The 26,584-nt window shown below is 45.6% G+C and carries 26 protein-coding genes; 10 read left to right on the top strand and 16 right to left on the bottom strand.

Annotated features, from left to right (window positions below):
- Together BCT11_RS10985 and BCT11_RS10990 are read right to left on the bottom strand one after the other, a co-directional pair.
- The coding region (locus BCT11_RS10985; RefSeq protein ID WP_102388321.1) for a glutathione S-transferase C-terminal domain-containing protein at nucleotides 1-727 on the bottom strand (727 nt) is incomplete at its 3' end.
- Between the two features lie 63 nt (nucleotides 728-790).
- Entirely contained in the window at nucleotides 791-1,330 is a 540-nt protein-coding gene (locus BCT11_RS10990) for an NADPH-dependent FMN reductase (RefSeq protein ID WP_102388322.1), read from the bottom strand.
- A 148-nt stretch (nucleotides 1,331-1,478) separates the two neighbouring features.
- On the opposite strand from BCT11_RS10990, the gene BCT11_RS10995 reads away from it, so the two are divergent.
- Nucleotides 1,479-2,429, top strand: coding sequence for a LysR family transcriptional regulator (locus BCT11_RS10995; protein ID WP_102388323.1), 951 nt, complete (start codon nucleotides 1,479-1,481; stop codon nucleotides 2,427-2,429).
- 117 nt (nucleotides 2,430-2,546) lie between these two features.
- Here BCT11_RS10995 and BCT11_RS11000 read toward each other — a convergent pair whose 3' ends face one another.
- The 6 genes from BCT11_RS11000 to BCT11_RS11025 all read right to left on the bottom strand — a co-directional run bounded on the left by BCT11_RS11000 (nucleotide 2,547) and on the right by BCT11_RS11025 (nucleotide 8,562).
- Nucleotides 2,547-2,978: a VF530 family DNA-binding protein gene (locus tag BCT11_RS11000; protein WP_005436283.1), complete on the bottom strand. Its 432-nt coding sequence runs from the start codon at nucleotides 2,976-2,978 to the stop codon at nucleotides 2,547-2,549.
- 165 nt (nucleotides 2,979-3,143) lie between these two features.
- Complete coding sequence (locus BCT11_RS11005) at nucleotides 3,144-4,748, bottom strand: ABC-F family ATPase (protein WP_080774342.1); 1,605 nt, start codon at nucleotides 4,746-4,748, stop codon at nucleotides 3,144-3,146.
- 206 nt (nucleotides 4,749-4,954) lie between these two features.
- Nucleotides 4,955-5,413, bottom strand: a complete 459-nt coding sequence (locus tag BCT11_RS11010) for a hypothetical protein (protein ID WP_039977527.1) — start codon at nucleotides 5,411-5,413, stop codon at nucleotides 4,955-4,957.
- Nucleotides 5,414-5,426: 13 nt separating this feature from the next.
- Nucleotides 5,427-7,100, bottom strand: a complete 1,674-nt coding sequence (locus tag BCT11_RS11015) for an LruC domain-containing protein (protein WP_102388324.1) — start codon at nucleotides 7,098-7,100, stop codon at nucleotides 5,427-5,429.
- A 237-nt stretch (nucleotides 7,101-7,337) separates the two neighbouring features.
- On the bottom strand, nucleotides 7,338-7,757 hold the full coding sequence (locus tag BCT11_RS11020; RefSeq protein WP_039977529.1) for a VOC family protein: 420 nt from the start codon (nucleotides 7,755-7,757) through the stop codon (nucleotides 7,338-7,340).
- Between the two features lie 4 nt (nucleotides 7,758-7,761).
- The gene (locus BCT11_RS11025; RefSeq protein ID WP_102388325.1) at nucleotides 7,762-8,562 is read right to left on the bottom strand and encodes a PhzF family phenazine biosynthesis protein; all 801 of its coding nucleotides are present in this window, start codon (nucleotides 8,560-8,562) and stop codon (nucleotides 7,762-7,764) included.
- 346 nt (nucleotides 8,563-8,908) lie between these two features.
- Here BCT11_RS11025 and BCT11_RS11030 point away from each other — a divergent pair, with 346 nt between their 5' ends.
- The 8 genes from BCT11_RS11030 to cydX all read left to right on the top strand — a co-directional run bounded on the left by BCT11_RS11030 (nucleotide 8,909) and on the right by cydX (nucleotide 15,292).
- The gene (locus BCT11_RS11030) at nucleotides 8,909-9,865 is read left to right on the top strand and encodes an MBL fold metallo-hydrolase (protein WP_102388326.1); all 957 of its coding nucleotides are present in this window, start codon (nucleotides 8,909-8,911) and stop codon (nucleotides 9,863-9,865) included.
- On the top strand, nucleotides 9,855-10,169 hold the full coding sequence (locus BCT11_RS11035; protein WP_005453102.1) for a hypothetical protein: 315 nt from the start codon (nucleotides 9,855-9,857) through the stop codon (nucleotides 10,167-10,169). Before BCT11_RS11030 ends, BCT11_RS11035 begins: the two co-directional genes overlap by 11 nt.
- Entirely contained in the window at nucleotides 10,157-11,023 is an 867-nt protein-coding gene (locus BCT11_RS11040; RefSeq protein WP_102388327.1) for a DUF692 domain-containing protein, read from the top strand. The genes BCT11_RS11035 and BCT11_RS11040 overlap by 13 nt, the downstream gene beginning before the upstream one ends.
- Nucleotides 11,016-11,747, top strand: a complete 732-nt coding sequence (locus BCT11_RS11045) for a putative DNA-binding domain-containing protein (protein ID WP_054822298.1) — start codon at nucleotides 11,016-11,018, stop codon at nucleotides 11,745-11,747. Before BCT11_RS11040 ends, BCT11_RS11045 begins: the two co-directional genes overlap by 8 nt.
- Nucleotides 11,744-12,343 carry a DoxX family protein gene (locus BCT11_RS11050; protein ID WP_045374304.1) on the top strand — a complete coding sequence of 200 codons (600 nt, stop codon included), beginning with the start codon at nucleotides 11,744-11,746 and terminating at the stop codon, nucleotides 12,341-12,343. The genes BCT11_RS11045 and BCT11_RS11050 overlap by 4 nt, the downstream gene beginning before the upstream one ends.
- 89 nt (nucleotides 12,344-12,432) lie before the next feature.
- Complete coding sequence (locus tag BCT11_RS11055; protein WP_102388328.1) at nucleotides 12,433-14,028, top strand: cytochrome ubiquinol oxidase subunit I; 1,596 nt, start codon at nucleotides 12,433-12,435, stop codon at nucleotides 14,026-14,028.
- A gap of 9 nt (nucleotides 14,029-14,037) precedes the next feature.
- A complete protein-coding gene (gene cydB, locus BCT11_RS11060; protein ID WP_077262750.1) occupies nucleotides 14,038-15,174 on the top strand; it encodes a cytochrome d ubiquinol oxidase subunit II in 1,137 nt (378 codons plus the stop codon).
- A 10-nt stretch (nucleotides 15,175-15,184) separates the two neighbouring features.
- Nucleotides 15,185-15,292, top strand: coding sequence for a cytochrome bd-I oxidase subunit CydX (gene cydX / locus BCT11_RS11065; RefSeq protein WP_010453186.1), 108 nt, complete (start codon nucleotides 15,185-15,187; stop codon nucleotides 15,290-15,292).
- Nucleotides 15,293-15,367: 75 nt separating this feature from the next.
- Here the strand turns inward: cydX and BCT11_RS11070 are convergent, their stop codons facing one another.
- From BCT11_RS11070 to BCT11_RS11085, 4 genes are all read right to left on the bottom strand, one after another.
- Nucleotides 15,368-15,862 carry a GNAT family N-acetyltransferase gene (locus tag BCT11_RS11070; protein ID WP_102388329.1) on the bottom strand — a complete coding sequence of 165 codons (495 nt, stop codon included), beginning with the start codon at nucleotides 15,860-15,862 and terminating at the stop codon, nucleotides 15,368-15,370.
- 128 nt (nucleotides 15,863-15,990) lie between these two features.
- Entirely contained in the window at nucleotides 15,991-16,458 is a 468-nt protein-coding gene (locus BCT11_RS11075) for an Sbal_3080 family lipoprotein (RefSeq protein WP_039977538.1), read from the bottom strand.
- A 168-nt stretch (nucleotides 16,459-16,626) separates the two neighbouring features.
- Nucleotides 16,627-16,956, bottom strand: a complete 330-nt coding sequence (locus BCT11_RS11080; protein WP_039977539.1) for a hypothetical protein — start codon at nucleotides 16,954-16,956, stop codon at nucleotides 16,627-16,629.
- Nucleotides 16,957-17,068: 112 nt separating this feature from the next.
- Complete coding sequence (locus tag BCT11_RS11085) at nucleotides 17,069-17,989, bottom strand: AraC family transcriptional regulator (protein ID WP_241909013.1); 921 nt, start codon at nucleotides 17,987-17,989, stop codon at nucleotides 17,069-17,071.
- Between the two features lie 339 nt (nucleotides 17,990-18,328).
- On the opposite strand from BCT11_RS11085, the gene BCT11_RS11090 reads away from it, so the two are divergent.
- Complete coding sequence (locus BCT11_RS11090) at nucleotides 18,329-19,573, top strand: membrane dipeptidase (protein WP_102388330.1); 1,245 nt, start codon at nucleotides 18,329-18,331, stop codon at nucleotides 19,571-19,573.
- 47 nt (nucleotides 19,574-19,620) lie between these two features.
- On the opposite strand, the gene BCT11_RS11095 is transcribed toward BCT11_RS11090, so the two are convergent.
- The 4 genes from BCT11_RS11095 to BCT11_RS11115 all read right to left on the bottom strand — a co-directional run bounded on the left by BCT11_RS11095 (nucleotide 19,621) and on the right by BCT11_RS11115 (nucleotide 26,506).
- Nucleotides 19,621-20,667: a hypothetical protein gene (locus tag BCT11_RS11095; protein ID WP_102388331.1), complete on the bottom strand. Its 1,047-nt coding sequence runs from the start codon at nucleotides 20,665-20,667 to the stop codon at nucleotides 19,621-19,623.
- Between the two features lie 255 nt (nucleotides 20,668-20,922).
- The gene (locus BCT11_RS28055; RefSeq protein ID WP_157939362.1) at nucleotides 20,923-22,875 is read right to left on the bottom strand and encodes an alpha/beta fold hydrolase; all 1,953 of its coding nucleotides are present in this window, start codon (nucleotides 22,873-22,875) and stop codon (nucleotides 20,923-20,925) included.
- Between the two features lie 263 nt (nucleotides 22,876-23,138).
- The gene (locus BCT11_RS11110; protein ID WP_102388333.1) at nucleotides 23,139-25,562 is read right to left on the bottom strand and encodes a formate C-acetyltransferase/glycerol dehydratase family glycyl radical enzyme; all 2,424 of its coding nucleotides are present in this window, start codon (nucleotides 25,560-25,562) and stop codon (nucleotides 23,139-23,141) included.
- Nucleotides 25,563-25,564: 2 nt separating this feature from the next.
- The gene (locus BCT11_RS11115) at nucleotides 25,565-26,506 is read right to left on the bottom strand and encodes a glycyl-radical enzyme activating protein (RefSeq protein ID WP_102388334.1); all 942 of its coding nucleotides are present in this window, start codon (nucleotides 26,504-26,506) and stop codon (nucleotides 25,565-25,567) included.
- Nucleotides 26,507-26,584: the final 78 nt, after the last annotated feature.

A 26,584-nucleotide genomic window follows, 5' to 3' on the forward strand; every position in this document is an offset into this window, starting at 1 on the left:
GGGCGGACCATACATTTTTGTTGGCTTTGAAGTGCACTTCATACACCGCCTCGAAACGCACTAATGTTGGCAGCAAGAACAAGTCAGACAGGGTAACGTCTTCGCCATGCAAGTAGCGCGACTGACCCAAACGCTGATCCAGTTGCGCTAGCGCATCAAACAAGGTTTTGCTCGCTTGGTCATATTGCGCTTGCGTGGTTGCAAAGCCGACTTGATACACCTTGCCATTCACATTGCTGTGAAGCCATCGATTTAGGCTTTCGATCTCTTCACGCAATGCGGCGGGTACCAACTCCACCGGATGTTTTGCTAAAGGTAGCCAACGCGTAGCGAGGTCCATTGCCATTGCGGCTGAATCATTGCCCACAATCGCATGGTTTTGCTTATCCCATAGCAAGGGAACTGTTACGCGTCCGGTGTAATCGCTTTTCGCTTTTACATACAACGCCGTTAGATTATTCGCGTTGTATAGAGGATCGGGATGTGCACCATCAAACTCCCAGCCATTGCTGTAACGCTTTGCAGCAACGGAAGAGACGGAAATAACTTCATCCAAACCAATATACTTGATCACTAAGTAAGGGCGATGGGCAAAAGGACAAGCCAACGACATGTACAAGTGATAGCGACCCGCTTCGATCTGACTTGGTAACGCGAATTGATCTTCTGCTGTCAGCTCACTTGCGTCTTTGTTTGGATACCAAACACCTTGTTCTAATACCGCCATACCTTACCTACCTTTATTGATTAGCTACTCTGATGAATCACTACTAATGCGAGTATAGATAACTTACAGAGACTTCTCGAAAGAGGTCATTAGCTCACTCAGTTCCGCTGAGGTCGCAGCATCAAATTTGCCATCTTGGAACTTGTCGTAGAAGCCGCCTAGGCTGTATGTGCCTTTTATATCGCCACCCCACCAAGGCATCAACTCAGCCATGGTTTTGATATTGGTCGCGCCGCCGTTTGCACCTGGAGATGTGCTCACTAGCAGAACTGGTTTCTTCGTGTCACCAAAGAAGGACGTACCTTGAGGCGCAACGCGTGATAGCCAATCAATCGCATTTTTCAGGAATGCTGGCATTGAGCCGTTGTGCTCTGGTGATGCAATGATGATCGCATCGTATTCGTTTAACGTTGCACGCAGTTTGTTTGCGTTTTCTGGGATGCCCTGACCTTCAACGTCCAAACCGTACATTGGCAATTCAAAGTCATTTAGGTCAATGGTGTTTACTTCTGTTTGTGTAGCTTGGTTTGCCAACGCTTGAACCAATAGGCTGTGGATTGATTGGCTGTTGTTGCTACCAGTAAATGCAACGATCTTTTTCATAGTGGAATCCTAATTACGTTTGCCCCTACTTATGTCGGGCACTCAGTGATTGAGGTGATATTAATTAACTCCCAACAGTGAATAAACACTATAATAGTGGCTATATAGTTCACCATCAGTGAACAATAAAGTATGAGGAAACTAATGCGTGGATAAGATCAGAGCATTAACCGTATTTCGTCGAGTGGTGGAGCTAGGTAGCTTCGTCGCGGCAGCAGAAGATTTAAATCTCTCAAAAGCCGCAATAAGTAAGAACATCAATGAATTAGAGAGCTATTTGAAAAGCCCTTTGATTAACCGCACTACCCGCAATTTACACATTACCGATAATGGTCAGCTCTATTATCAACAAGTGTGTCAGGTTCTCGATGCACTCAATAATGCAGACCGCTCAGTGATTGAGTCTTCCCACACATTAAAGGGCACGCTAAAAATCAGCATGCCGATGTCATTAGGGTTGATTGAGCTAAACCCCATCATCTGTGAATTTATGAAGCTACATCCAGAGCTATCCATCGAAGTGGTGATGAGTGATGAACATATTGATTTGATTGAGCAAGGGGTTGATATTGCCATTCGTGGCGGAGGCGAATTGGGTAACTCTAGCCTACGTTCGCGTAAACTATTGAATATTCGTCGTGTACTTTGCGCTTCCCCGCAATACCTTAAAGAATCGCAGCCGTTTCAATCACCAAGTGACGTTATATACCATCGTTTACTTAGCTATAGCCTCTCTTCAACTTCTCGCCGCTGGATATTTCAAAATGGCAGTGAGGTACTGGAAGTTGATTTGCCTGAGAGTGTTTACACCGTCAACAGCGGTTTGGCGCTCACCCAAGCCGCATGCGCAGGGCATGGGGTTGCGCTATTGCCAGACTTCTTTGTTGAGCCTCAGTTAGCATCCGGTGAATTGGTTGAGATTACCCCTGAATGGCAGATGGAAGAGCACGCGCTGTACATCGTTTACCCTTATCACAAAGAGCAGTCTCAAAAGCTGAGAGCCTTTATTGATTATGTGGTGGAGAGCTTCCAAACGCGATTCAAGCGTCAGTCAGATCCGCAGCAGATGTACTCTTCGATTATCAAGCTAGGGTCTTGATAACGAGGTTTAGCCAAAGAAAAGACAATAAAAAAGCCAAACTGGATAGTTTGGCTTTTCATCAAAATCATCCTTGCTCTTAGACATCAAGCCTACCAGAACAAGAGAATTGAAAGTTTATCGACGGCGGTTATTAAAGCGAGCACGATCTGAGCGTTGCTTTGCTGAACGCTCTTTGTGTGCAGACGCAGCCTTCGCTTGTGAAGCCAGAATCGATTCAACCGTCAGCTCCATTGGTTCACGCGGCTCCAATCCATGACGGAAAGTACGTGCGCGTGGTGGCAAGTTGTATTCGTATTCCGACGCCTTTGGCATGCGCTTGTAGCGGTATAGGTAGAAGTTCTCTACACGCTCGCGAGCCCATTCTGTTTTCTTCAGGTATTTAACACTGCTCGCAATGCTTGGCTTAGTGTTGAAACAGTTCATACGCATTGCTGTGTCGAGGATTTCCCAACCGTAATGGTCAACAAGCTGCTGCAACATGTCTTCTAATTTAAGACCGTGCAGAGGGTTGTTCTTCTGCAGTTCAATACGTTCTTCGTCGGTCATAAATTCATGGCTCATGAACGGCTCCTTAATTGTGGGTGGCGAGCGTTGTACTCACCACCTTACCTCTATTAGGTTTAGATTAAATCACTATTGCGAATAATCTGTTGTATTCTTCGTCTCAAAGACGATCTTTACGTCCAATTATTCACTCTGATCGGCGCTTGATTATGCAGCGCTAAGCACCTTTTGTTGGTGTGCCATGTACTCTTCAAATGTACCTTGGAAACTCACCAACTGTTTGTCTTTTACATCAATGATTGAAGTCGCCAATGACGATACGAACTCACGGTCATGACTAACAAAGATCAAAGTGCCCGTGTAGTCTTTTAATGCGCTGTTTAACGCTTCAATCGCTTCCATATCCATGTGGTTGGTTGGCTCATCCATCACCAAAACGTTGATGTCTTGCATCATTAGCTTACCAAACAGAAGGCGGTTCTTCTCACCACCTGAGCAGTTTTTCGCTTTTTTGTTGGCATCGTCAGCGGTAAACAACAAACGGCCTAGAATGCCACGCACCATTAAGTCATTGTGCTTCACGGTACGCCACTGAGAGATCCACTCAAAGATGGTCAGATCATTATCGAAGTCTGCACTGCTGTCCTGTGGACAGTAACCAATCGAAGCGTTTTCAGACCATTTTACTACGCCCTGAGTTTGCTCTAACTCGTTCACTAGGCAACGCAGCAAGGTCGTTTTACCCACACCGTTTTCACCGATGATCGCAAGGCGAGTGCCCGCTTCAAGTAACAAATTGCCTTTTTCAAACAACAACTCATCACCAAACGAGTGACCAAGGTCTTGCAGTTCCAAGGCTAAACGATGCAGTTTTTTACCCTCACCGAAATCAATCGATGGGCTAACACGGCTACTTGCTTTCACTTCGTCGAGTTGGATTTTATCCATCTTTTTAGCGCGCGAACTGGCTTGTTTCGCCTTCGATGCGTTCGCACCAAAACGGTTTACGAAATCTTGAAGTTCGTTGATTTCAGCGGTTTTCTTCGCGTTAGAAGCCAATAGCTGTTCACGACGAAGACCAGATGCCTCGAGGAAGTATTCATAGTTACCAGGGTAAATTCGCAATTCGCCGTAATCGATATCTGCCATGTGAGTACACACAGAGTTTAAGAAGTGACGGTCGTGCGAGATGATGATCATCGTACACTTACGCTGGTTCAACTCTTCTGCCAACCAGTTGATGGTATGAATGTCCAAGTTGTTGGTTGGTTCGTCGAGCAACAAAATATCCGGGTTAGCAAACAGAGCTTGTGCCAAAAGCACGCGCAGTTTCCAGCCCGGAGCAACTTGTTGCATCAAACCAAAATGCAGCTCTTCTTCAATACCTGCTTGCAGCAAAATATCGCCAGCACGACTTTCTGCTGTATAGCCGTCCATTTCTGCGAACTCGCTTTCAAGCTCAGCGACTTTCATGCCGTCTTCTTCACTCATTTCTGGTAATGAATAGATGCGGTCACGTTCTTGTTTCACTTCCCACAATTTGCGATCACCCATGATCACGGCGTCAATCACGCTGTATTGTTCAAACGCAAACTGATCTTGGCTCAATACGCCAAGTTTTAATCCTGGAGTAATAGAAACGTTGCCTGAACTTGGCATGAGCGCGCCACTCAGGATTTTCATGAACGTAGATTTGCCACAACCGTTCGCGCCAATCAGGCCATAACGGTTACCGTTGCCAAATTTAGCGGAAATGTTTTCGAACAATGGCTCGGCACCAAATTGCATGGTGATGTTGTTTGTACTAATGATAGCAGTGCCCTCGAAGTAAATTTCTTTTAATAACAAGCTCTTAATTTACTTTCGAGATACTGTTAAAAAAGGTCATATTGAATGTGGCCGCCATTCTATATGATTCATTCATAAGGTGATATAGGTCACATTCATATTGCGCCGAATTTTTCGAAAAACAAAAAGCGCGACATTTGCCGCACTTTCGTTTTTTCTACTCGTCACTATTAAAAGTCGAGGTGGTAGTTATTGTTGGACTGATTTAATGATACGACCCAATTCTTCTCTGATTCATTCGCACTCATGGGTACCCACTGAGCATACAACTGGCTCCAGTTACCATTTACCTCTAACTCCACTTCGCTGGTTCGTGTTGGATAAATGGTGGTAATGCGCGACATTGGATCGGCCACGACCACACCGTTTTCTGTGGTAAATGCCGCTTTGGTGTAAAGGTGTAAAGCGCCATCCGCAGAACCTTGATAGTTCATCGATATAGTAATGGTTTCTCCGATATCAAATGAAAAATCACGTTCCGCCACAATATCTTGGGTGTTATCGATGGTTTCAACAGTGGGCGTTGGTGCAGGCGTTGAAGAACCACCACCACCGCCGCCTCCACCACCACAAGCGACAATAAACACAGGAACGAACATGATGGTCAGCAGTTTTGTTGAAATTTTCATGTGAAGCTCCTTATTATTCCGCTACTGAAATGGTTTTTCCACTTACTGGCGTGCTATACCAACTGGTATCCGTTTCACCATTGCTCGATACCCACGCAGGAAAACCGGTATAAGCATGGCTGATGTCCATAAGTTCGATAGGATGTTCCCACTCATCACGAATGTTGATCGCCCAAGGCATGTTGTTATCGGTCAGGAAGTATTCCGAACCACCCGTATCGTCATCATGCATATTGAATATTGCATTGTTCATCTCAGCAGTACCGGAGAACGACTTAAAGTGCGTTTGCCATGTCATACCAGGGAATGTCGCCACAAAGTCGCCATGGTAGGTATTTTCAGCCGCAAAAATGAAAGAGTCATAAGGTGGATAGCCAACCAAATCTCTCTCCACAGGAGTGGTTAACTCAACAACAAGTTGGTATGCAAGGAGCTCAGCAGCTTGTTGGTTCAAACAACCACTTTGCGTTCGGTAATAAGTACAAGTCTCACTGAGCACGCCAAGCGATTCCAACTCTGCTCGTAGATCTTCTGAAACCACAAGAATCGTTTCACTACCAGATTGTAAGACCGTATGTTCAACCGCCTGCCCATTTTTCGTGAGCGTAACAGAAGCAACGTTTGTCGGGTCAACATTCGGCAGTTTTACAGCAAAGCCGTTTGAAAACCCTGCTCCCATTGCCTGTAAGGTGTAATCCACGGTGAAGGCTTTCAGTTCACGTTGACCATTCAACAGTTCAGTCACGCGGTAGCGCCACACCACATCGTTAAAATCGTAATCGCCCATTAATGGCCAGCGATCTTCAAAGGCCATGGTCGCATAAGAATTAGAACTTGGATAAACAGAAGTAACGGTAACATCTGGGTCGTTTTCTTGTACCAGCACTTCGTATTTAGAATCCGTCGTTCCATCCGGGTTTACACCGTCTACTGCGGAGAATGGTGAAACATCGACGGTAAACAGTAAGTCGTTAAAGTCATTGTCACCGTAGGGGCGAAGAAGATCCTCGAACCCCAACACAAGAAACTCGTTTTGCGTATCGATAAACGCAACATTATGTTTACGATAGAGCGCTGTTGATTCAGGGTTAAGGTTCGAATAACTATAGAAAGGCGTGTTCCAAGGACCTAAATTCAAAATATTGTTGTAAGTACTGGCTCCCCACCCATTTGGGATAACGAAAAATGCCAGCGTTTGACCTGCTGTCAACTGCACATTGAGGTCAATCGTATCACCTTCAGCCATCTCACCATCTGGTGCCTTGGAAGCATTAGGGAATACAATCACATGTGCGTTAACTTCGTCTTTGTTTGACGGTGGATTATCAGTGTCGTAAACGAAGTACCCCAATGCATTTCTATAACCAGCCCCTTCATTCAGAAACGTAATTGAGGCGGTCGCATAAGGGGCTCCATCGAGTTCATCGTCAATATCGATGTTCGAGTAACGCTCTGGTGCGATAAAGGCATTGTTGACGGCTGTACCCTCTGGCAGCATTGAATAAACATTACTGAGTGTGTCTTGTGGCAATGTCCCGGAAATAGAATACATATTATTCGGCTTGCCTTTTAGCGAGTAGTTTGAGCTATCGCTGCCAGATTCATATGCCAAATCACTGGTAGTAAGTGCGTATGCTGACGCAGATGCACAACAACACGTTAGCACGAACATTTTCCTTGTTTTCATATTATTCCCCTCGTCAACTGAATCGTTGGTTGTAAGGGGGATAACGCAAATATAGTGCCGAGTTTAAATCCTTAAAAAACAAAATCTTATTTAGATATTTTTATCATTATCATTTTGAGAATGAAGCTGATAGGCAAAGTGAAGCGAAATAGGAGAAGAAGAAAGAAATGCAAGAGGCGGATATCTGAAACAAAAAGAGCGCCCCGAAAGACGCTCTTAATATCGATGAATTCGAGTCTATGAACGCGCAGCCATTGGGTGGCTTGGACTCATCTCTAGCAAGTCCCACAGGTTGCCATAGAGATCTTCAAATACGGCGACTGTGCCGTAGTCTTGCTCCGCTGGCGGTCGAACAAACTTAATGCCCTGCTCTACCATTCGGTTGTAGTCACGCCAGAAGTCATCGGTGTTTAAAAATAGGAACACACGTCCACCAGTTTGATTGCCGATAAAATCATGCTGTTCTGGCTTAGACGCTTTGGCTAGCAATAATGTCACACCATTAGAACCCGGTGGAGAAACCACAACCCAGCGCTTATCTTGCTCTGGTTGGTAAGTATCTTCCACCAGCTCAAACTTCAGCTTATTCACATAGAAATCAATCGCTTCATCGTAATCTTTTACGACCAAAGCAATATGGATAATGGATTGTTTCATCGCGTTATACCTTTAGTTTTCCGCTGATTACCGTCTTTGCTGAGCCAATTAGTTTAATGCGCCCATTTTCAAGTAGTTCGGTTTGTAAGTGGCCGCCACGTGCTGAGGCTTGATAAGCTTTAAACTGATTTTGACCGAGCTTCTGCGCCCAGAACTGAGTCAGTGCGCAGTGGGCTGAGCCTGTTACAGGATCTTCGTTCACGCCCACCCAAGGGGCGAAGTAGCGCGAGATAAAGTCGAGAGCCGGGGAGTTCGATTGAGCAGTTACCACCACGCCACGCCCTTGAATGTTCTTTAATGCGTCAAAGTTAGGCTCGAGATCCAGCACGGTTTGTTCACTGTCGACTTCAATAAAGCCTTTGCTGTCAAACTGAGCGTAAGAAACCACCTGCTCTGCTTTCAATCCAAGCGCCGCTAGCAACGTAGCGTCTTGTTCAACATCCATTTCAAGCTGAGTCGAAGGAAAGTCGAGCTCAATTGTCGACTCGTTTACTTTTGCATGAAGCTCACCAGAGAGAGTTTGAAAGGCAATGGTATCGCCAACCTTCGCTAATCCTTGTTCTTTTAAGATTTGCGCTGTGGCTAATGTGCCATGACCACATAGCGCCACTTCTACCTTAGGTGTGAACCAACGCAGACGCATGTCTTTCAAACAGAGAAAAGCAGTTTCTGATACCGCCATTTCTTCAGCGATAGAGAACATCAATGCTTCTGGTAACGGTTCTTGTGAGAGACAGACTCCAGCAGGGTTTCCTTTGAAAGGTTCGGTGGTGAAAGAGTCCACTTGGTAGATATCGAGATCCATGATGCGCTTCCTAATACTGCTATTTTGGCAAGATGCCAAACAGCTTATCGGTTTCACCGCAAAGCGACAATGCATGCCCTGGTTGTTCTTGCAAAACACAAATAAAAGGCACCCTTTGCGGTGCCTTTTTACATTCTGATGCTTGTTCAGCTCAAACCAATAACGTTCAGTTTACCTGAACGAAACTTTAAAATTACTAGATATAATTAACCATTCATATTGGATATCTTATTCCCGTGCTTTGATGGACATCAAAAACAAATCGTTTTTCCTGCCTCTTCAACACTTCTTTGGATGCTCACCCAAAGAAAATAAATAAGAAAAATCAAACTCATAGGTATTCAATATGAAACAGCCTTTAAAAGCGTTAGTGCTGGCTCTGGGGTTATCTCTCGGAACCGCCAACAGTTACGCACTCTCTCTCGAACCGCTAGACAAAGATTTTACTTTGCAACTTCTTGGTTCTGGCGGACCAATCTCTGATGACCTTCGTGCCTCGTCTGGTGAACTGGTTTGGTGGAAAGGAAAATCACGCGTGATGATCGATGCCGGTGGTGGTGTCTATCTGCGTTTTGGGCAGGCGGGCGGCAAACTGGAAGACTTAGATTTCCTTGGTTTAAGTCACTTTCACACCGACCACGTTGCCGACGTTCCAGCCCTGCTAAAAGGGGGGTACTTCTTTGATCGTGAAGATCCTCTCGATATCGCGGGTCCAGAAGCGGGCTCTGCATTTCCTAGCTTGACTGGTTACATGAAAGCGCTTTTCGACGGTGATGAAGGCGCGTACGCATATCTGAACGGTTTGTTTGATGGCAGCGATGGCTTGTTCCCTGTCACAATTACCGATGTGCCATACAAAACTTCCCAAGGCACCAAGGTGTACGAGCAAGATGGGTTAACCATTTACGCACTGGGTATCCCACACGGCGACGTTCCTTGTCTCGCTTTTCGAATCGAAAGTGCCGAAGGCGTGATGGTGATTTCCGCTGACCAAAACGGCAGTAACCCTGACTTCATCGACTTCGCTAAAGGTGCGGACATCTTATTGATGCCATTAGCTATTCATGAAGAAGCCGACGAAGTCTCATCGTTTATGCACGCTAAGCCATCGGTTGTCGGCAAGATCGCCGCAGAAGTGAATCCAAAACTCTTGGTGCTTAACCACTGGATGGGCTTAGGTCTAAAACTCAAACCCGCTTCCATCAAGATCGTTAAAAAGTACTACCACGGTCAAGTTATTGCTGGTCACGATTTATCTAGCTACCCAATGAGCGCAGCGAAGGAGATGTCTCATGAACAATAAACTCGCTCTATCTATCGCGATGACGTCTGTCATTACTTTGAACTCAGGCATGGCGTTTGCCGATGCACCAACCGAAGCTCCCGTTGAAGCTCAATCCAGCTCTCAACATGGCGGTAAGTGTGCGGCTGGTAAATGTGGTACAGAGAAACGCTTCGAGAAACAAGAACTAAAGAACGATCCACAAGGTCGCTTGGTACGCGCTCGTGACGGCAAATGTGGCGTGACTGGCGAAGGTATTAACCCTTCAGAAGAAACCATCAAACTCACCAAAAGCAAAGTAACAGGTGGCGTATGCGGACAATAACCGATACATCAAAAGGGATTGGGCTGCGCAGCGAACACGTTGATTTGCTGTGTCAGTTGCCCGAGCACCCAGATATCGATTTCCTCGAATTAGCACCGGAAAACTGGATGAATATTGGCGGCTTAAAACGTGAACAGCTGCAAGACATTGCTCAATATTATCCGCTTGTCGCTCATGGCTTGAGCTTATCGATTGGTGATTGCCAACCGTTAAACGAGTCTTTTGTACGAGACGTCGCACGCTTTCTCGATGAATTTAATATCGACATCTATAGCGAACATCTGAGTTTCTCTAGAGACAATCAGGGCTATTTGTATGAACTGCTTCCGATCCCTCGACATAAAGAGAACATTCCGTATTTGGTCGAACGCATTCAACGCGTGCAAGACATTATTCAGCGTCCATTGGCGTTAGAGAATATCTCTTACTACCACGATTACGGACATGAAATACCAGAGGGCGAGTTTATCGCTGAAGTGAGTGACCGCAGTGGATGTGAGCTGCTTATCGACATCAACAATGTGTTCGTCAACAGCCGAAATCATCATTTCTGCCCTTACGACATGCTGAGTACTTTACCAAGCGACGCGATTCGTTATTACCACATTGCGGGTCACTTGAAAGAGCGTGATGACTTCTTGCTCGATACCCATGGAAAGCCAGTGCCTGATGAAGTGATTGATCTGGCTCGTTACACCTACTCGGTGCATGGCAGCAAACCTTTACTGCTTGAGCGCGACCACAATGTGCCGTCGTTGCTTGTTCTGGCTGAAGAGCTTCGCAGCATTCATGGCGAGATCTTGGATTTCAGTCAAACACTCGAAGTGTTGTGTAAGGAGGTGCTCAATGCTTAATCCTCCGAGCAAAATGCGCGCGCAAACCGAGTCCCTAACGGCTCTGATTCGCACGCCTATGAATCAGCATGCGCTGTGTCGATATAGCGAATTTATCCGCGACAACATCTTGGGTGTCGTTGCGAATACGTTCCCTCTATTTTCTTCGCAGTTCGCTGATGAACAACTAGAACGAATGGTGGATGACTTTGTGGTGATGCATGACGCATCTGAGCCTGAGTTTCACCATATTGCCACCGAGTTTGTTCAGTTTTTGCAGCAGAAAGTGCATCAAGACTCCAGCTCTATTTCTGCCGACCAGATGGCGTTGTTGGAATATGAATGGGTGGCGTTCAATGTAGAAATTGACACCTTAGTCGCGGCATTCACTTCTTCATCGAATCCGATACTAGAACAGAACCAAGTGCTGCAACTCAACCCAACATTAAGGCTGTTAGAAGTGCCTTTCTTGCTGCATCAAGACTCCGTGACTTTCCTAACTGACAGGCGTCACCCTGTATTTTATGGCGTGTTTCGGAACTCACAGCATCATGTGATATCGCAAAAGCTCAGAGAAGTGGATGTCGCATTGGTTCAGCTATTACAACAGCAACCAAACCTGACTCTGGCGCAACTACAACAAATGATTGCTCAGCAACTCGCCAGATTCAGTTTCATGGAGTGGGCTCAACACTTCAATGAACTAGGACTCGTCAGCGTCCGCCCTTCAGGAGAAAAATTATGATTAAGTCAGCCCTCAATTGGTTCGACGGTCTCGTCGAGAAATGCAAAAGATACGATTACTTAGCGTTGCTTGCGATTCGTCTCTACCTCATTCCGGTCATTTTCGTTGGCGCTCGCTCTAAGGTGCTGGGCTTCTCTGGCACCGTCGCGTGGTTTGGCGCGTCCACCGCAGATGGTGGTTTGAACTTACCATTTCCCGAGTTGTTAGCGTTTCTTGCCGCAGGTACGGAAGTGCTTGGCTGTATTTGTATCGCTTTGGGTTTGTTTACACGAGTGATGTCGATTCCGATGATTTTCTTGATGAGTGTTGCGAGCGCAATGGTGCACTGGAAACACGGTTGGGATGCCATCGCCACCAGCGGCATGGAAGCAACGGTACGTTTGAACGGCTTTATTGAATGGTTAGCGACCAACTTCCCAGGTCGATACAACTACATCACCGAATTGGGTGACCCGGTAATGCTCAACAACGGTATGGAGTTCGCAGCCACCTACTTTGTGATGTTGCTGGTGCTGTTCTTCTACGGCGGTGGTCGTTACGTAAGCTTGGATTACTGGTTGAGAAAACCTTTCTCTCGCACACCAGCAAAGGCGTAATTCAAGTGCACCCAAGCTTTAACGCTTAATTAAACAGACTAATAATAACCTTATCTAACCCGCTACTCTGGTAGCGGGAAGGAGTCCTTATGTTTGCAGATGTCGTTGATCTGTCGCGGTTTCAGTTCGCTAGTACCGCACTCTATCACTTTATATTCGTCCCACTGACCATAGGTTTGTCTTTCTTGCTGGCCGTTATGGAGTCTTTGTACGTCATGACGGGGAAAACCATCTACAAGGACATGACCAAGTTCTGGGGTAAGTTATTCGGGATTAACTTTGCCGTGGGCGTGGCGACCGGTCTTACCATGGAGTTTCAATTTGGTACCAACTGGGCGTATTACTCTCACTATGTGGGCGATATTTTCGGGGCACCGCTTGCCATCGAAGCCTTGATTGCCTTCTTCCTCGAATCCACCTTAGTCGGCATGTTCTTCTTCGGTTGGGATCGATTATCAAAACGCCAACACTTGTCGGTCACTTGGCTGACGGCTCTGGGTTCTAACTTCTCTGGCTTGTGGATTTTGATGGCAAACGGCTGGATGCAAAATCCAGTCGGCGCAGAGTTCAATTACCAGACCATGAGAATGGAAATGATCAACTTTGCTGATATGGTGTTTAACCCCGTCACGCAAGTCAAGTTCGTTCATACCGTGGCTGCCGGTTACACCACAGGTGCTTTGTTTGTGATGGGCATCAGTGCTTACTACTTACTCAAAGGCCGAGATATCTCTTTCGCTCGCCGTTCGTTTGCGGTGGCGTCCGCATTTGGCATGGCGGCGATTGTGTCGACATTGATGCTGGGTGATGAATCAGGTTACGAGCTTGGTGACGTGCAACAGGTAAAACTCGCGGCAATTGAGTCCGAATGGCACACCGAAGAAGCACCCGCCTCGTTCACGCTATTTGGCTTACCAAACCAAGAAACCATGGAAACCGACTACGCGATTAAGATTCCATATCTAATGGGGATCATCGCGACTCGCTCGCTGGATGAGCCAGTGATGGGCTTACGCGATCTGATGGCACAGAACGAAGATCGTATCCGCGATGGTATCCAAGCTTACGGCATGCTAGAGGAACTTCGCGCAGGTAACGACAGTCCTGAAAACATCGCTCAATTCGATGAGATGAAGAAAGATCTCGGCTACGGTCTACTCTTGAAGAAATACACCGAAAACGTCACCGACGCGACTGAAAGTCAAATCGAGCAAGCGGCGCAAGACACGATTCCTCAAGTAGCACCTCTGTTCTGGAGCTTCCGAATCATGGTGGCTTGTGGGGTATTGATGTTCGCCATTATCGGTTTGTCTTTCGTCCAAGTCTGCCGCAGAAAATTGGGTTCAAGCCCTTGGTTATTGGGAGCGGCACTATGGGCGATTCCATTGCCTTTCATAGCTTGTGAAGCAGGTTGGTTCGTTGCCGAATACGGACGTCAGCCATGGGCAATTGGTGAGGTGCTTCCGGTCAATATGGCAGTATCTAACCTCGCACCAAGTGACATTTGGATTTCGCTCGGCTTTGTTTATGTGCTCTACACTGCGTTCTTAATTGTAGAAATGTTCTTGATGGTGAAGTTTGCCAAACGTGGACCAAGCGTGCTCAAAACAGGTCGCTATCACCATGAAGAAAACAACGAAAAAGACAAACAACCCGACACATTCAAACTGATTGATCAGCACTAAGGAGGCACTATGTTTGATTACGAAAACCTACGCCTATTTACTTGGGCGATCGTTGGTGTGCTGTTGATTGGTTTCACCATCACTGACGGATTCGATATGGGGGTAGCCGCGCTGCTCCCTGTTATGGGGAAAAAGAACCTAGAACGCCGCGTAATGCTTAACGCTATCGCGCCGCACTGGGACGGCAACCAAGTTTGGCTGATCACCGCAGGCGGTGCCATCTTCGCGATATGGCCCTTGGTATACGCCGCAGCGTTCTCCGGATTCTATATTGCCATGCTGTTAGTGCTCGCATCCCTTTGGTTGCGTCCTATCGGTATGGATTACCGAGCTAAAATCGATAATCCGCAATGGCGCAACGCATGTGATATCGCCTTGTTCATCAGCGGTGTGATTCCACCGATTATCTTTGGGGTTGGTTTCGGTAACTTGTTGGTCGGCGTACCGTTCGAGTTAAACAACTTGCTGATGCTCGATTATCAAGGTGGGTTCTTTGACTTGCTCACTCCATTCCCAATTCTGTGTGGTTTGGTGAGTTTGACCATGGTGGTGACACAAGGTGCTGCTTTCCTTCAAATGAAAACCAAACATGAGCTACGCAGTCGAGCACAAAACATCACGCTGTGGGGCGCTGGGGCAACCATGTTGCTGTTTATGTTTGGCGGTTTGTTCGCGGCATCGCAATCGGGTTACATCATCATAGGCGCGATGCTTAAAGATGGCATTTCAAACCCACTCAACAAACAAGTGGTGAGCATCGCGGGTGATTTATTGCATAACTTCAGCGAAATGCCGCAACTTTGGCTGATTCCATTCACTGCGGTAACGAGCTTACTGGTGTGCTTTTGGGCAACGGTCTCTCGCCGTGCTGGGGTGGCGTTTACTATGTCGAGCATTGCGATTGCTTGCATTATCTTAACCGCGGGCGTCACCTTGTTCCCGATGATCATGCCATCAAGCATCAACCCATCGCACAGCTTAACGCTATGGGACGCGACATCGAGTGAGAAAACGCTCGGCATTATCTCTATCGTTGCCATCATCGTTGTACCTGTGATTCTGGGCTACACCGCATGGTGTTACTACAAAATGTTCGGACGTTTGGATAACAACTACATCCGCAGCAACAGCTCATCGCTCTATTAAGGAGGCAAGTATGTGGTACATGTGTTGGGTACTTGGTGTATTACTCGCCTGCGCCTTTGGTGTCATCAATGGTTTATGGCTAGAGAACACGGGGCGCTTTGAAGAGGAAGAGTTCTAGCTTCTCACTTCAGAATGGAACATTCTCAATAACAAACGCTCTCAGTCACGAGGGCGTTTGTTCATCTCAATGAGTTTACTCTGGCGACAATCGATAGCGGCGCACTTCGTATTGGTCTTGTTCTGAATAAAATGTATTGAGAAACTCGCCACCCGCCTTTTCGATCACGCGCCTTGATGCGGTATTGTTCACATCACAAGTAACGATAGCGCTGTCTTCTATAACCTCGGCTTTCACCCAATTCAACATGAATGTGGCGATGCCTTTGCCTTGAGCATCTGGCGCGGTTTCGTAACCAATATGCCCTATCACATTTTCAAGATAGTCGTTATTACCATCACGAACTCGAATCGAACCAAGTATCATCCCCTCCTTGATACAAAAGTAAGTCGAAGACGGCGTCCACCCCTCCGGCAAGCCTTCGCCTTTCGCGTATCCAATTCGTTTTTTCAGCAGCGCTTCGCTGTCGCTTTGGGCGGCGACGTACATTTCCATTCCCGCCTGAGCACACTTTTCAACATACTGTTCAAACGCTTCTAAATGGCTGAGATTGGCTTTAGCTATTTCCATATCATTTCACTTATTTAGGCTTATTTCATATGCGCTTTAAATGACATAAAAAAATAAAGCTCAAAAGAAAAACATTACTTTTGAGCTTTACTAGAGTATCGATGCTCTTACATTTTTAAACTGTGTGCTTAGATTTCGCCAGATTTAATTTTCTGCTGAGCGTCACTAATAGTTTGCTCACCAAATAGAATTTGAATCATCGATTCAATACGCTTTGTATCGTCACCAAATTTGTCTAAATTACCATTGTTGGACGCTTTAAATTCAACGTGGCCGACTTTCTGATCATTCTTGTAAGCGTTAATTTTTGCATCAGCGATAAACGTTCTCAAATCCCAACTCCAACGTGAAACATAAGTTAACGTCAGTTCGTCTGTCTTAGGCGCTGTACCGTCACTTACAACAGTACATTTACGTGCTGTGTCTAAGCACCATTCTTGCAACGAATCCATGAACACTTCCCTTGTCGCATCATCTTTTACGATAGTGATTTCTTTGCTTTGATTCGACTGTGCAATAGGCTCAGCAGTGAATTTAGGAGCAGAACAACCTGCTAATACAACCGGAAGAGCCAGAACGAGTGCTTTTTTAAACATATTTTTTCTCTGTTTTTAAATGACAACCAATGACGCCAAATGAATAATCAGCATCGAATATTGGATTCTGGCAGCTTTAATTCAACACCTCAATAATCCTTCTCACAAAATCAACAGGATAAATAATTCATAACTCATTTATCTTCCTTGCACTTAGTGTTTAGTTTCTCACCAGACATTCATTTTGAAATACAACAAGAAACAGCTGATAAAGATCAAGCCACACCATGAAAAAAAGGTTATCGCCTTCTGTTCAGTCGTTGCTTCCTCAGGATCTGGGTACAAAATGCCGTAAAGGCAGGCGATGGGGATCAGCTCGTAGGTTTTGCCAATGTATTGATGCCCCATTTCGAGAAATGGTGGAACGTACAAATACACCACAGCGTAAGTAATAAAATAAAGTATGCCGAGGATCCGGTTCAAGCCAATGACTTGCCCTTCTCGATAAAACCAAATTAACGCCGCTACCCCTGCAAGTATTGCGATGAGTAAAAACATCCGTTCTTCTACCCTTCTTTTTAATTTTCTTCCACACTATTGAAAGTGCTATATTTTTCAAATGGTTATATAGATAAACACGATAGAGATCAAACAGATTTATTTGGTCAACTTAGCTCGATAATTGATTAGCTTTCTTCCACTGCAAGGGGGTGATGCCATTCGCGCGTTTAAAGGCACGTACAAACTGAGTGGCATCGGCGTACCCCAAGTGCACGGCAATATCTCCTACGGCACTGTTTCTTTGAATCAAAACGCGTTTGGCAAAGGTAAAGTTGAGCGCCTCTTTTACCTCTCGAAAACTGGTGCCTTCTTGCTTCAAACTGCGCTGCACTGTGCGCTTTGAAATGCCAATTAACTCGCTAAACACTTCCAAAGACATATCAACTCGCCCTACGTACGCAGACAAAGCTTGCTCAACATAGTAAGCAAAAGGCTTGTCCTCAGCGCATATATTTATCCTTTCAATCCCTTCTAAAGTAGGATACTCCAACGCCAAACATTCTTGACCAAGAAACTGCGGAATATCGTTTCTGATTTGGAGCTCAGTTAAGGGCTGGCCTTGCAGGTGAAGCAGATAGTAAGCGCTCGGCTCTTGCAGATTTGGGTACCAAGCTTTCAAATACGCATGAAGATAAACCGTTAGAAACAACTCGGCTTCTATGTGCTCAAAGGCACTAGCATGAGCTTCTACTCGAGTGACATGAGCTGATGTTTCAACATTCAAGGCTCTTAGCCCTAAGCTCGTGATGACGTTTTCCGACGTGGCTTGATTGAACTTCAAATTAATACTCGCGTGCTTCGCGATACGTTGTAATGAAGAGACAAATACCGTTGCGCCTAAGTGCTGTCTCAACCCAGATAGCAACCGAGAAAAAGCATGGAAAGAAATGAACTCAGCCGTTGAAGTGTCTAGCGCAAATGGCATGTCTGCTTGCTCTTGCAGTTGCGCCAATGCTTTAGGCTCCAGAACTAACTGACCAAGAAAATCATACACGATTGTTTTTCTAATCAATGGGATGGAATGACTCACACCTTCTCCTAAGTTCAACACGTCTCTTTTCATTACATATTGCTGACGTTACTTGACTGGCTTTTCAAAAGATAGAACACGTGGCGCAAAATGCACATTTTTAGATTCCTAACTGGCTAAGATAACCACATCGCTTGAGTGAAGCTAAGGCAAAAAATTTGAGCCATAGATCGTATTTCACATCAAGTTTCCGTTATCGCTTAGAGATTGGCAGCAAGAACGTGAGTTTTGACTAATATTCAATTAGTTGAATTAAACCGTTCACGACAAAAGCCATCTCTAAACGCTAGATGCACCCATCAAAATAAACGGACTTACACTCACTATTGAGAGGTTACTATGATCAAGAAAATGTCATTGGCAGCAATCACTATCGCCGTATCAATGGGCTCCGCTTACGCCAGCGTAGAAAGCAAAACGTGGCCAGCTTCAGACAAAGCAAAAGCCTTTGTTCAAGACACCATTGTGATTGGCATGCTAGCAAGCCCTTATGGTGCTGGTTGGACAGACGATCAACAACTTCTCGATTACTTCCAGTTAGCACGCGACAACGGCATTACTGGTCATGAATATACGATTACTGCGGCTGACCATAACTTTGATGACTTCATTTTCCACCACCACAAACACCGTGCAGCCATGGCAAAAGAACCGGACAATTTTATTGTTGCCCACACCAACCAAGACATTGAGAAAGCGCACGTAGAAGGCAAAACCGCCGTTCTTTGGAATAGCCAAACTGCCACCATTTTAGAAGAAGATGTGACTCGTATGGCGCTGCTTAAAGACATGGGGTTGAAAAGCATGATCTTGGCGTACAACGATATTTTCCGTACCGGCTCAGGTCAGTTAGCAGCCTATAACGGTCGCGATATTGGCTTAACACCTTGGGGCCAATCAGTGATCGATGAGATGGTGAAATACCGCGTAATTCTCGACTTGAGCCATACCGGGTCAAAGACCGCCAATGATGCGATGGATTACATGGAAAAGAACCATGCCGGAACGCCATTTATCTACTCTCACTCAGTCCCTGCGGGTTTGTACAAGAGTGAACCCGATGCGACACCAAAGGGCTGTTACCGTGCAATCCCTGATGATGAAGCAATTCGTGCTGCGAAGTCAGGCGGTTATGTATCTCCAACCTTTACTGAGTGGATGATGGATGGTGTATGGCCTGAGGACATCTCGCCAAAACAAGCAGCAGATATGATCGATTACTATGTGAAATTAGTCGGCGTTGACCATGTTGGTATCGCAACCGATGACATGTTCTCAACAAAAGGCGTGGTCGATTTTGCGATGAAAAACGCCAAGATGTATGACGATGGCGGCTACATGATTGATGCCTTCAATAAGGGCGCAACAGGCAACGGCGAACTATCCAAGATCTTAGCTGCAATTACTGATGACTTATGGGCACGAGGCTACAGCAACGGAGACCTGGCGAAAATTTACGGCGGTAACAAGATGCGAGTATACGCTCAAGTTTCCGAAGGCGTTGACCCAAAAGCCTTTCAAGAACAGTATTCAAAACGCTTAGAAATGCTAACAAAAATGCGCCACGAGCATATGGTTAAATAAACTCATACCAAAACGCAAAAAGGCACCAATCGGTGCCTTTTTATTCCCTATTTGGAGTCGTTGTATATTAGCTCAATCACTTCCTTTACTTCTGGGCTAACAAACGCTTGTTTATGTAATGTCTTTTCGATCGCTCTAGACATTGAAGGACTTCTAGATTCTGCTTGGGAAATAAGTTGCCGAACGAACGCCAAATCTGAAGCATCCTGATTAGCGCTCCATTTAATCAACGCGACACCAGCTTCATATTGCCCCATGTTAGCAAGAGAGTTTAAAGATGCTGCCACTAATTGGCTCTCAGCTGCATTACTATCAATCACTTGCTGCAAGTTCGGAACCAAACGTTCATTATTCAAGTATTGCAAACTAGATAAAGCCACTTTGGATTTACTGCCATCAGTTTTGGCCATATCAATTAAGAACTCCAAATCACGCACCGAAGCATTCTTCGCAATCCCTTGAGCAACATCACCGATATAAAGATTATCTGCTTCTAACTCTACAAAGCTATCCTTCAATAAACTGGTGTGGTTGGCATCTTTCGATATCTTTTGTATGGACTTCTTCGCTACGTATACCGTATCTGAGCTCGGGTTAGAAAGCGTTTGCAACGCGTCTAGAAGTACCGCAACAGATTCTGGGGTGTTGATAGCCGCCAAAAGGCTCAATAGGTACTCCTGCGTCCGATCAGACGCATCATTAGGGCCTAGCTGCAATAGCTTTCTAATTTCATCATAAACATCAGGGGCTGCTTTCTCCTTCAACATGAGAATCAATTGTGTTTCTTTTGCTGTATCGACCCTTGCTATCTTTATGGAATCCACCAACTCTTGCCAAACACCAAAAGTCGAAATGCTAGTGCTTGTCTGTTGACTGTCCTGCACGATCATCCCTCCATCTTGGTTGGTATATGCATCTTCAATATTTGATGCTTTACCATCTTGTTTAGTCTGCTCATGAACAATAGCTTTACTACTCTCGTCCCCCACCAGTTCAGAACTAACAGACTCATGCAAGCCAAGTTTGATATACCCAAAGTAAGCGAGTAACGAAAAGCTGCTAACAAGAATGGCTAGTTTTTGTTTTCGCGTCACATTTTGTCTCCCCAACCTATGGATTCTGATACCTGTTGGAACATCTCAAATAAATCTGTAACTTGCTTAGTCTGATCGATATGGACAATATTGTGCCCATCATTCGTTAAAGAGAAATCAACATTTCTACCATATGGAGCAAGAACCTGACTTAACTTTTGGCTATTGACGGGTACGATACCATCGCCAACCAAACTTGCTCTCGTTGCGCCATTTTCTATATACCGAAGCGTGCTAGGGTGTGGGTGGTCGCCATTAAACCATGACCCATAGTCGTATGTCGTATAGGTCATAAATACCAACAACTTCGACATCTGTATCCAAAATGCCAAATTCAGTACCGCTGTAACTTAGTTGAGATAACACTGTGTTTTCTAACGCCAGTACATCTCTATTCAATGCGATTATTGATTCAGACTCTGGTGATAGAAAATCAACACTAGGAGCCATCAAGTCCATAACGTATTGACCAATTGGAAAAAACCAAAATTTTCTTTCGCCAGCCAATAATTCAATCACTTCCCAGCTGTCTTCACAAACGCTATTGTCCTGCCTAAAGCTACTCTTTGGCGTACAATTCTCATCCATATATTTATGGAAACGTCCAAGCGGTGAACCTTGATGAGGTGTACCTGTTGTCATCATTGCTTTTACATGCTCTCTATTGAGTGAAGCAGTATTTTGTAGGTAAGCCCTTGCAGCTAAGCCACCTCGGCTATGACCAATCAGTACAATCTCTGTATCGATTCCAAGTTCATCTACAATTTTACCAATGGTCGTTTCCACTTCTTTGCCTAGCAATTCAAAGCTAGAGTAGTCTCCATTGCATCCCAGAGCAGAGAGACAAGTTTTCCCATCGAGTCCTTTAGAGCTGAGTATTGTATCTCTGTCATATCCACCGAAATCCAAACTAAAACAGTACTCCCCTCGCTTATTAACATCTGGAAGCGAGACGAGTTCGCTATCCAAATCGAGTACCTGACAGGCTCCAGAATAAAAACTATCGTCATTGATCAACGGTTGCCATGTTTCTGAACTGGACGCTAGACCATGCAATAAAAGAGTGACTTTATTAACAATGATTTCATCTAGCTTTGCCAAAACTTGGTAACTCGTATCTTCTTCGGCAGACACGGCGATAAAATGAACCTGGCCTGTTTTAAGTCTTTGCAGACATTTTTCATCAAGCTTGTAACTGTTGTTTGACCGACAGTCATAATCAAACTTAGTTGGAAGAGAGCCTTGTTTCACGTAAAGGTCGGCGTCACCTGACAATCCTTTCAAACTAATATTGAGTAAAATGTCTTCCGGAGTTTCTACCTTAAAGTAATGCCACTGCCCTGAGCTAATATCTTCATTTAAAGGCGCAGATAGCAGCAATGTTGTAGGACGATTGGCTGTGTGATCATCGAATTCATACGGGTAGGAATCTTCATCGTTTGAGATACCATCGCCGTCGATATCAAGGTCATCGCTATCAGCGGTGCCATCTTGGTCGGTATCGACTTCCATCTCATTTTTTGAGTTTCTCACGACATGCAAGAAATCATTTGGATCGGATTGAATCTGAGCGTAATGACTTAAACTTTCATATGCCTCTGTTGGGTTATCGAGAACTTGTTCAAAACTCGCACCGGTATCTGGTAGTAGGTTTAATCGAACTAAATCTTCTGCGATAGAAGTCATTCGCTCATCATTGTTCTTCACGAAATCTGACAGCAAATGCTCAGGCTTAACTTGAAGCTCTGCCGCTAATTGCTTTATTGCCTGTTCCGTTGTCAAACCTGACTGAACTTTGAAATAAACAAAAGTAGAAAACGGTGTGACGACATTTGTTCCTGCTGGAGCTGCCATAAGAAAATCACTTGTCACATAGCGATTCAAACCTTCGTCGAAGGTTTTTCCTGAACTTGCATGGACAAAAACGGTGTAGTCCTCAGCATTAATATCATCTGGAACCTTAAACGTTGCGACTCCTTTTGATTTTGTTACGGCAGCAAGAGATGATCTTTGAGTCGGTCCTACTCCCTCCTTATCCAACCAAGCAGTCGCATCAACTAAATAACCATCAATTGCTGTAATGGAGTAGTCATTGTAGGTTGTTGACGTTGTTGAATTCGACGCACTGGATGAGGAGTCATCTCCACCTCCACCGCAGCCAGAAACAAATAACAATGAGCAAAGAGTCGCCCATTTATAAATAGCCATTGCAAATCTCCGTATCATACAAAATGCATAGGCGCCGAATACTAACAGGCTTAACTATCATTACAATTTGTTATTTAACAGTTACTTGAGCGATCGCAAATATAAATAGAAAGAATGCAAGTCAACAAATCATTATTCGACGAGTGTGGGGGGGATATGGATAGCGGCCTTAATCAAGCGCCATATGTCTCGATTCATTCACATTTACCGTACACATGAAAAAGGCACCAACCGGTGCCTTTTGTTTTACTTAGTGAGTGTACTTACAGCTCGTGCTCGGTACGTGCGATGATGTCGTCTTGCGCATCTGGTGATAGTGCAGTGAAGAAGGCCGAGTAGCCTGCAACTCGCACAACAAGGTCACGATATTGTTCAGGGTTCGTCTTCGCAGCTAACAAGGTCTCGCGAGAGACGATGTTGTACTGCACGTGCCAACCTTTGTGGTGGTTGAAGAAGGTACGAATCAACATAGAAAGCTTGAGCTTATCCCCTTCAGACTCAACCGCTGCCGGGCTTAACTTCTGGTTAAGCAGCACGCCACCAAGGATCTTATTCGCTTGGATCTTACCGACCGAGTTGTATACCGCTGTTGGACCTAAACGGTCTGAGCCAGATGACGGGCTTGCACCTTCTGCCAGTGGTGTTTTCGCTTTACGACCGTCCGGCGTTGCCATGGTTGAGGCGCCGAATGGGACGTTTGCCGAGATACTTGAAGTACCTGCGTAGTAACCGCCGCCAATTGGACCACGCCCATGACGCGTATTAACGAACTGCTCTAGCTCATCAATGTACACTTGGTACGCGTCTGCCAGTAGTTGGTCTACCGCGTCATCATCGTTACCGTATTTTGGTGCAAAGTTGATAAGACGTTGGCGAAGCTGCTCGTTCTCCATACCATCGAAATCTTCAGCCAATGCTTTTGCTAGCTCTGGTTGGGTGATTTGCGCGTCATCGAAAACAAGGTGCTTGATGGCTGCTAGGCTGTTACCCAAGTTCGCGATACCGACTTGCAAGCCAGATACCCAATCGTATTTCGCGCCGCCTTCTTTCACGGTTTTACCGCGAGCCAAACAGTCATCCACCAGCGTTGAACAGAAGATGTCTTGTGCTTGCTGTTCAAGCACGCTGTCGACGACTGTATCAATCTCAATCGACTTACGGGTGTAGTAGCGGATTTGCTCTGCCCAAGAAGCTGTCACTTGCTCAAAGCTCTCAAAGTTGCCTTTTGCTAATGACTTATCGTGCGGCAAGAAAGCTTTACCCGTTGTTGCATCCACACCTTCGTTCAATGAAGCGAGCAGGATACGAGCGAAGTTAATGAAGCTCATGCCCGTACAACGGTAACCCCATTTGCCGGGAACCGCCGTCTCGATACAGCCGATAGATGCGTAGTTGTAAGCGTCTTCTTTCTCTACACCAAGCTTGATGAATTCAGGAATAACAATCTCATCGTTGTTGAACGCTGGCATACCGAAGCCGCATTTAATCACTTCGATACAGCCCATTAAGAACTCTTGGTTCAAACCTTCGTGGTAACGCACACTCAAGTTAGGTTGCGTCGAACGTAGCTGACCACAAGACTCCAGAATCGCCCAAGAAAGGGGATTCACTGCGTCTTCAGGCTCACCCTTTTCATTCAACTTCTGACCGCCGATACACACGTTTTGATACAGCGGAGAACCTGCGGAGGCTTTTGAGTGCGCACCAGAGCGAATCTTGTTTACTTCAAGTAGCTTCAACCAGCAGCTTTGTAAAAGCTCTAGTGCGAAGTCTTTCTCAATCGTGCCGTTTTCGATATCGCGAACATAAAATTCGTTGAGGAATTGGTCCATACGACCAAAAGAAACCGAGTGACCGTTCGATTCGATTTGTAGCATCAACTGAACGAAGTAGCTTAATTGCAGTGCTTGCCAAAAGTTTTCTGGCGTGTGGCTCGCGACATGACGACAGTTTGCCGCAATGCTTTCTAACTCAGCTTTGCGCAGCGGGCGTGTCTCTTCTAACGCCATTTTTGCCGCCAATTCAGCGTAGCTCACCATGTGGTCTTGAATGGCAAGCAGTACAATTTCGACCGATTTGTAGAACAGCTCTTTCTTCAAGCCTTCAAAGGTCGAAACATCATTGTTAGCACGGTGCTGACGAACATCTTCTAACAAACCGTTCATGCCTAGCTTCAAGATTTTCTCGTTATCCACCGCAAGGTGCGCATCACCCGAAGTCATGTTGCCTTCGGCTTTAATGATGGTGCTGGCTAAGATCTCTTGCTGCTCATCAGTAAACAAACCATAACAACGGTCTTGAACGGTTTTACCGCGCCAGTACGGTGTGATGCTGTGGATGCTTTGCTTATCTTCTTCAGTGACAGCAAAGCCTGCACCAGGACGGTTGGCTAGCTCATCAATTTCCGCTTCAATCCAACGTACAGTGTATTCTGGGAAAATAGGCGCAGCGCGCACTTTGCTCGCTTGGTTACCGACGATCAACTCATCGTGTTTAATCCAAATCGTACGAGTGCGTAAATGCTCTTGCAGTGCTAGCGCACGTTGGACAATCACAGGTTTGTCTTCGTTTGCTTGATAAGCACGAGTGTATGCCTCTGCACGCTCGGTACAGACAGGTGGCGTTACGATATTTACCAGTGCCGATTTGTGCGCTTTGATACGCTCAGGAAGGTAATTCAGGTCCATAGTTAACCTCTTACAATCACGTTAAGTTGGGTGTTTTCGCTTGCGTATTGCATGGCGCTTTCTAGCAGTTCTGGTTTGTTTAATGGCTTGTCAGAACACTCGTAAGGCATATTGAGCAAACGGTATTTATTGATGCCGAGCGTGTGGTACGGCAGCAAGTGAAGTTCTTGGCAGCTTTCTAGTGAAGCCGCAAAATCGATGATGTCTTTCAACTCTTCGATGGTGTCATTGAACCCCGGCACAACGGGAACGCGAATCACAATGCGTTTCGCGATAGGTGCCAGTTTTCGGAAATTGTCTTTGATGCGTTTTAGTGAACCTTTCGCCCAGCTAAGAAACTTTTCTTCATCAGTGTGTTTTAAATCCGCCAACCAGCAATCAATATGCGGCGCGGCTTTTTCGACGTTCTTCCACGGCACATGCATGCACGATTCAATAGCGGTAGAGACTTGGTTGTCATGCAGACGCTGTGCGAGTTCTGCCACCAAATCCGCTTGCATGAGTGGCTCACCACCGGAGAAGGTTACGCCACCTTGGCTTTGGTCATAGAAAGGTTTGTCTTTCATTAAGGTGTCGAACAGCATGTCTGATTTTGCCTCTTCACCGCAGACGGTCAGTGCTTGCGTAGGACAGACGTTTCGCAGCGCGATCAGTTGGTCTTCTTTGATGGCTTTGCGATTGATGATGATTTGGTTGTCGATACGTTGAATACCATCACCCACCGTTTCGCTACCCGCTGTGGGTTGAGTTGTGGCTTGATAAGCAGAAACGCACTGCTGGCAACCTTCCATACAGCTTCGCTGATCAAATAAGAGTGAATGCTTTTCGCTGCGGCTTTCTGGGTTTTGACACCAAGGGCAAGACAAGCTGCATCCTTTAAGAAAAAGAATGGAACGAATGCCATCACCATCATGGGTAGAGAATCGTTGAATATTGAAATACATCTCTGCTTGCCTCTTGGTCTGTGCTACCGCTATTTACTTAATTCGTTTCTTTTGCTCGTTGAGTCTTATGAACAGCTT

This window comes from Vibrio sp. 10N.222.52.B12, assembly GCF_002875385.1.
Taxonomy (GTDB): domain Bacteria; phylum Pseudomonadota; class Gammaproteobacteria; order Enterobacterales; family Vibrionaceae; genus Vibrio; species Vibrio jasicida.

Excerpts from the sequence above, each read along its gene's own strand:
- BCT11_RS11075 (WP_039977538.1), bottom strand. The coding sequence starts at position 16,458 with ATGTTTAAAAAAGCACTCGTTCTGGCTCTTCCGGTTGTATTAGCAGGT.
- BCT11_RS11010 (WP_039977527.1), bottom strand. The coding sequence starts at position 5,413 with ATGAAAATTTCAACAAAACTGCTGACCATCATGTTCGTTCCTGTGTTT.
- BCT11_RS11080 (WP_039977539.1), bottom strand. The coding sequence starts at position 16,956 with ATGTTTTTACTCATCGCAATACTTGCAGGGGTAGCGGCGTTAATTTGG.
- BCT11_RS10990 (WP_102388322.1), bottom strand. The coding sequence starts at position 1,330 with ATGAAAAAGATCGTTGCATTTACTGGTAGCAACAACAGCCAATCAATC.
- BCT11_RS11015 (WP_102388324.1), bottom strand. The coding sequence starts at position 7,100 with ATGAAAACAAGGAAAATGTTCGTGCTAACGTGTTGTTGTGCATCTGCG.
- BCT11_RS11020 (WP_039977529.1), bottom strand. The coding sequence starts at position 7,757 with ATGAAACAATCCATTATCCATATTGCTTTGGTCGTAAAAGATTACGAT.
- BCT11_RS11110 (WP_102388333.1), bottom strand. The coding sequence starts at position 25,562 with ATGGACCTGAATTACCTTCCTGAGCGTATCAAAGCGCACAAATCGGCA.
- BCT11_RS11115 (WP_102388334.1), bottom strand. The coding sequence starts at position 26,506 with ATGTATTTCAATATTCAACGATTCTCTACCCATGATGGTGATGGCATT.
- BCT11_RS11025 (WP_102388325.1), bottom strand. The coding sequence starts at position 8,562 with ATGGATCTCGATATCTACCAAGTGGACTCTTTCACCACCGAACCTTTC.
- BCT11_RS11000 (WP_005436283.1), bottom strand. The coding sequence starts at position 2,978 with ATGACCGACGAAGAACGTATTGAACTGCAGAAGAACAACCCTCTGCAC.
- BCT11_RS11035 (WP_005453102.1), top strand. The coding sequence starts at position 9,855 with ATGAACAATAAACTCGCTCTATCTATCGCGATGACGTCTGTCATTACT.
- BCT11_RS11030 (WP_102388326.1), top strand. The coding sequence starts at position 8,909 with ATGAAACAGCCTTTAAAAGCGTTAGTGCTGGCTCTGGGGTTATCTCTC.
- BCT11_RS11090 (WP_102388330.1), top strand. The coding sequence starts at position 18,329 with ATGATCAAGAAAATGTCATTGGCAGCAATCACTATCGCCGTATCAATG.
- BCT11_RS11070 (WP_102388329.1), bottom strand. The coding sequence starts at position 15,862 with ATGGAAATAGCTAAAGCCAATCTCAGCCATTTAGAAGCGTTTGAACAG.
- BCT11_RS11055 (WP_102388328.1), top strand. The coding sequence starts at position 12,433 with ATGTTTGCAGATGTCGTTGATCTGTCGCGGTTTCAGTTCGCTAGTACC.
- cydB (WP_077262750.1), top strand. The coding sequence starts at position 14,038 with ATGTTTGATTACGAAAACCTACGCCTATTTACTTGGGCGATCGTTGGT.
- BCT11_RS11050 (WP_045374304.1), top strand. The coding sequence starts at position 11,744 with ATGATTAAGTCAGCCCTCAATTGGTTCGACGGTCTCGTCGAGAAATGC.
- BCT11_RS28055 (WP_157939362.1), bottom strand. The coding sequence starts at position 22,875 with ATGGCTATTTATAAATGGGCGACTCTTTGCTCATTGTTATTTGTTTCT.
- BCT11_RS11045 (WP_054822298.1), top strand. The coding sequence starts at position 11,016 with ATGCTTAATCCTCCGAGCAAAATGCGCGCGCAAACCGAGTCCCTAACG.
- BCT11_RS11040 (WP_102388327.1), top strand. The coding sequence starts at position 10,157 with ATGCGGACAATAACCGATACATCAAAAGGGATTGGGCTGCGCAGCGAA.
- cydX (WP_010453186.1), top strand. The coding sequence starts at position 15,185 with ATGTGGTACATGTGTTGGGTACTTGGTGTATTACTCGCCTGCGCCTTT.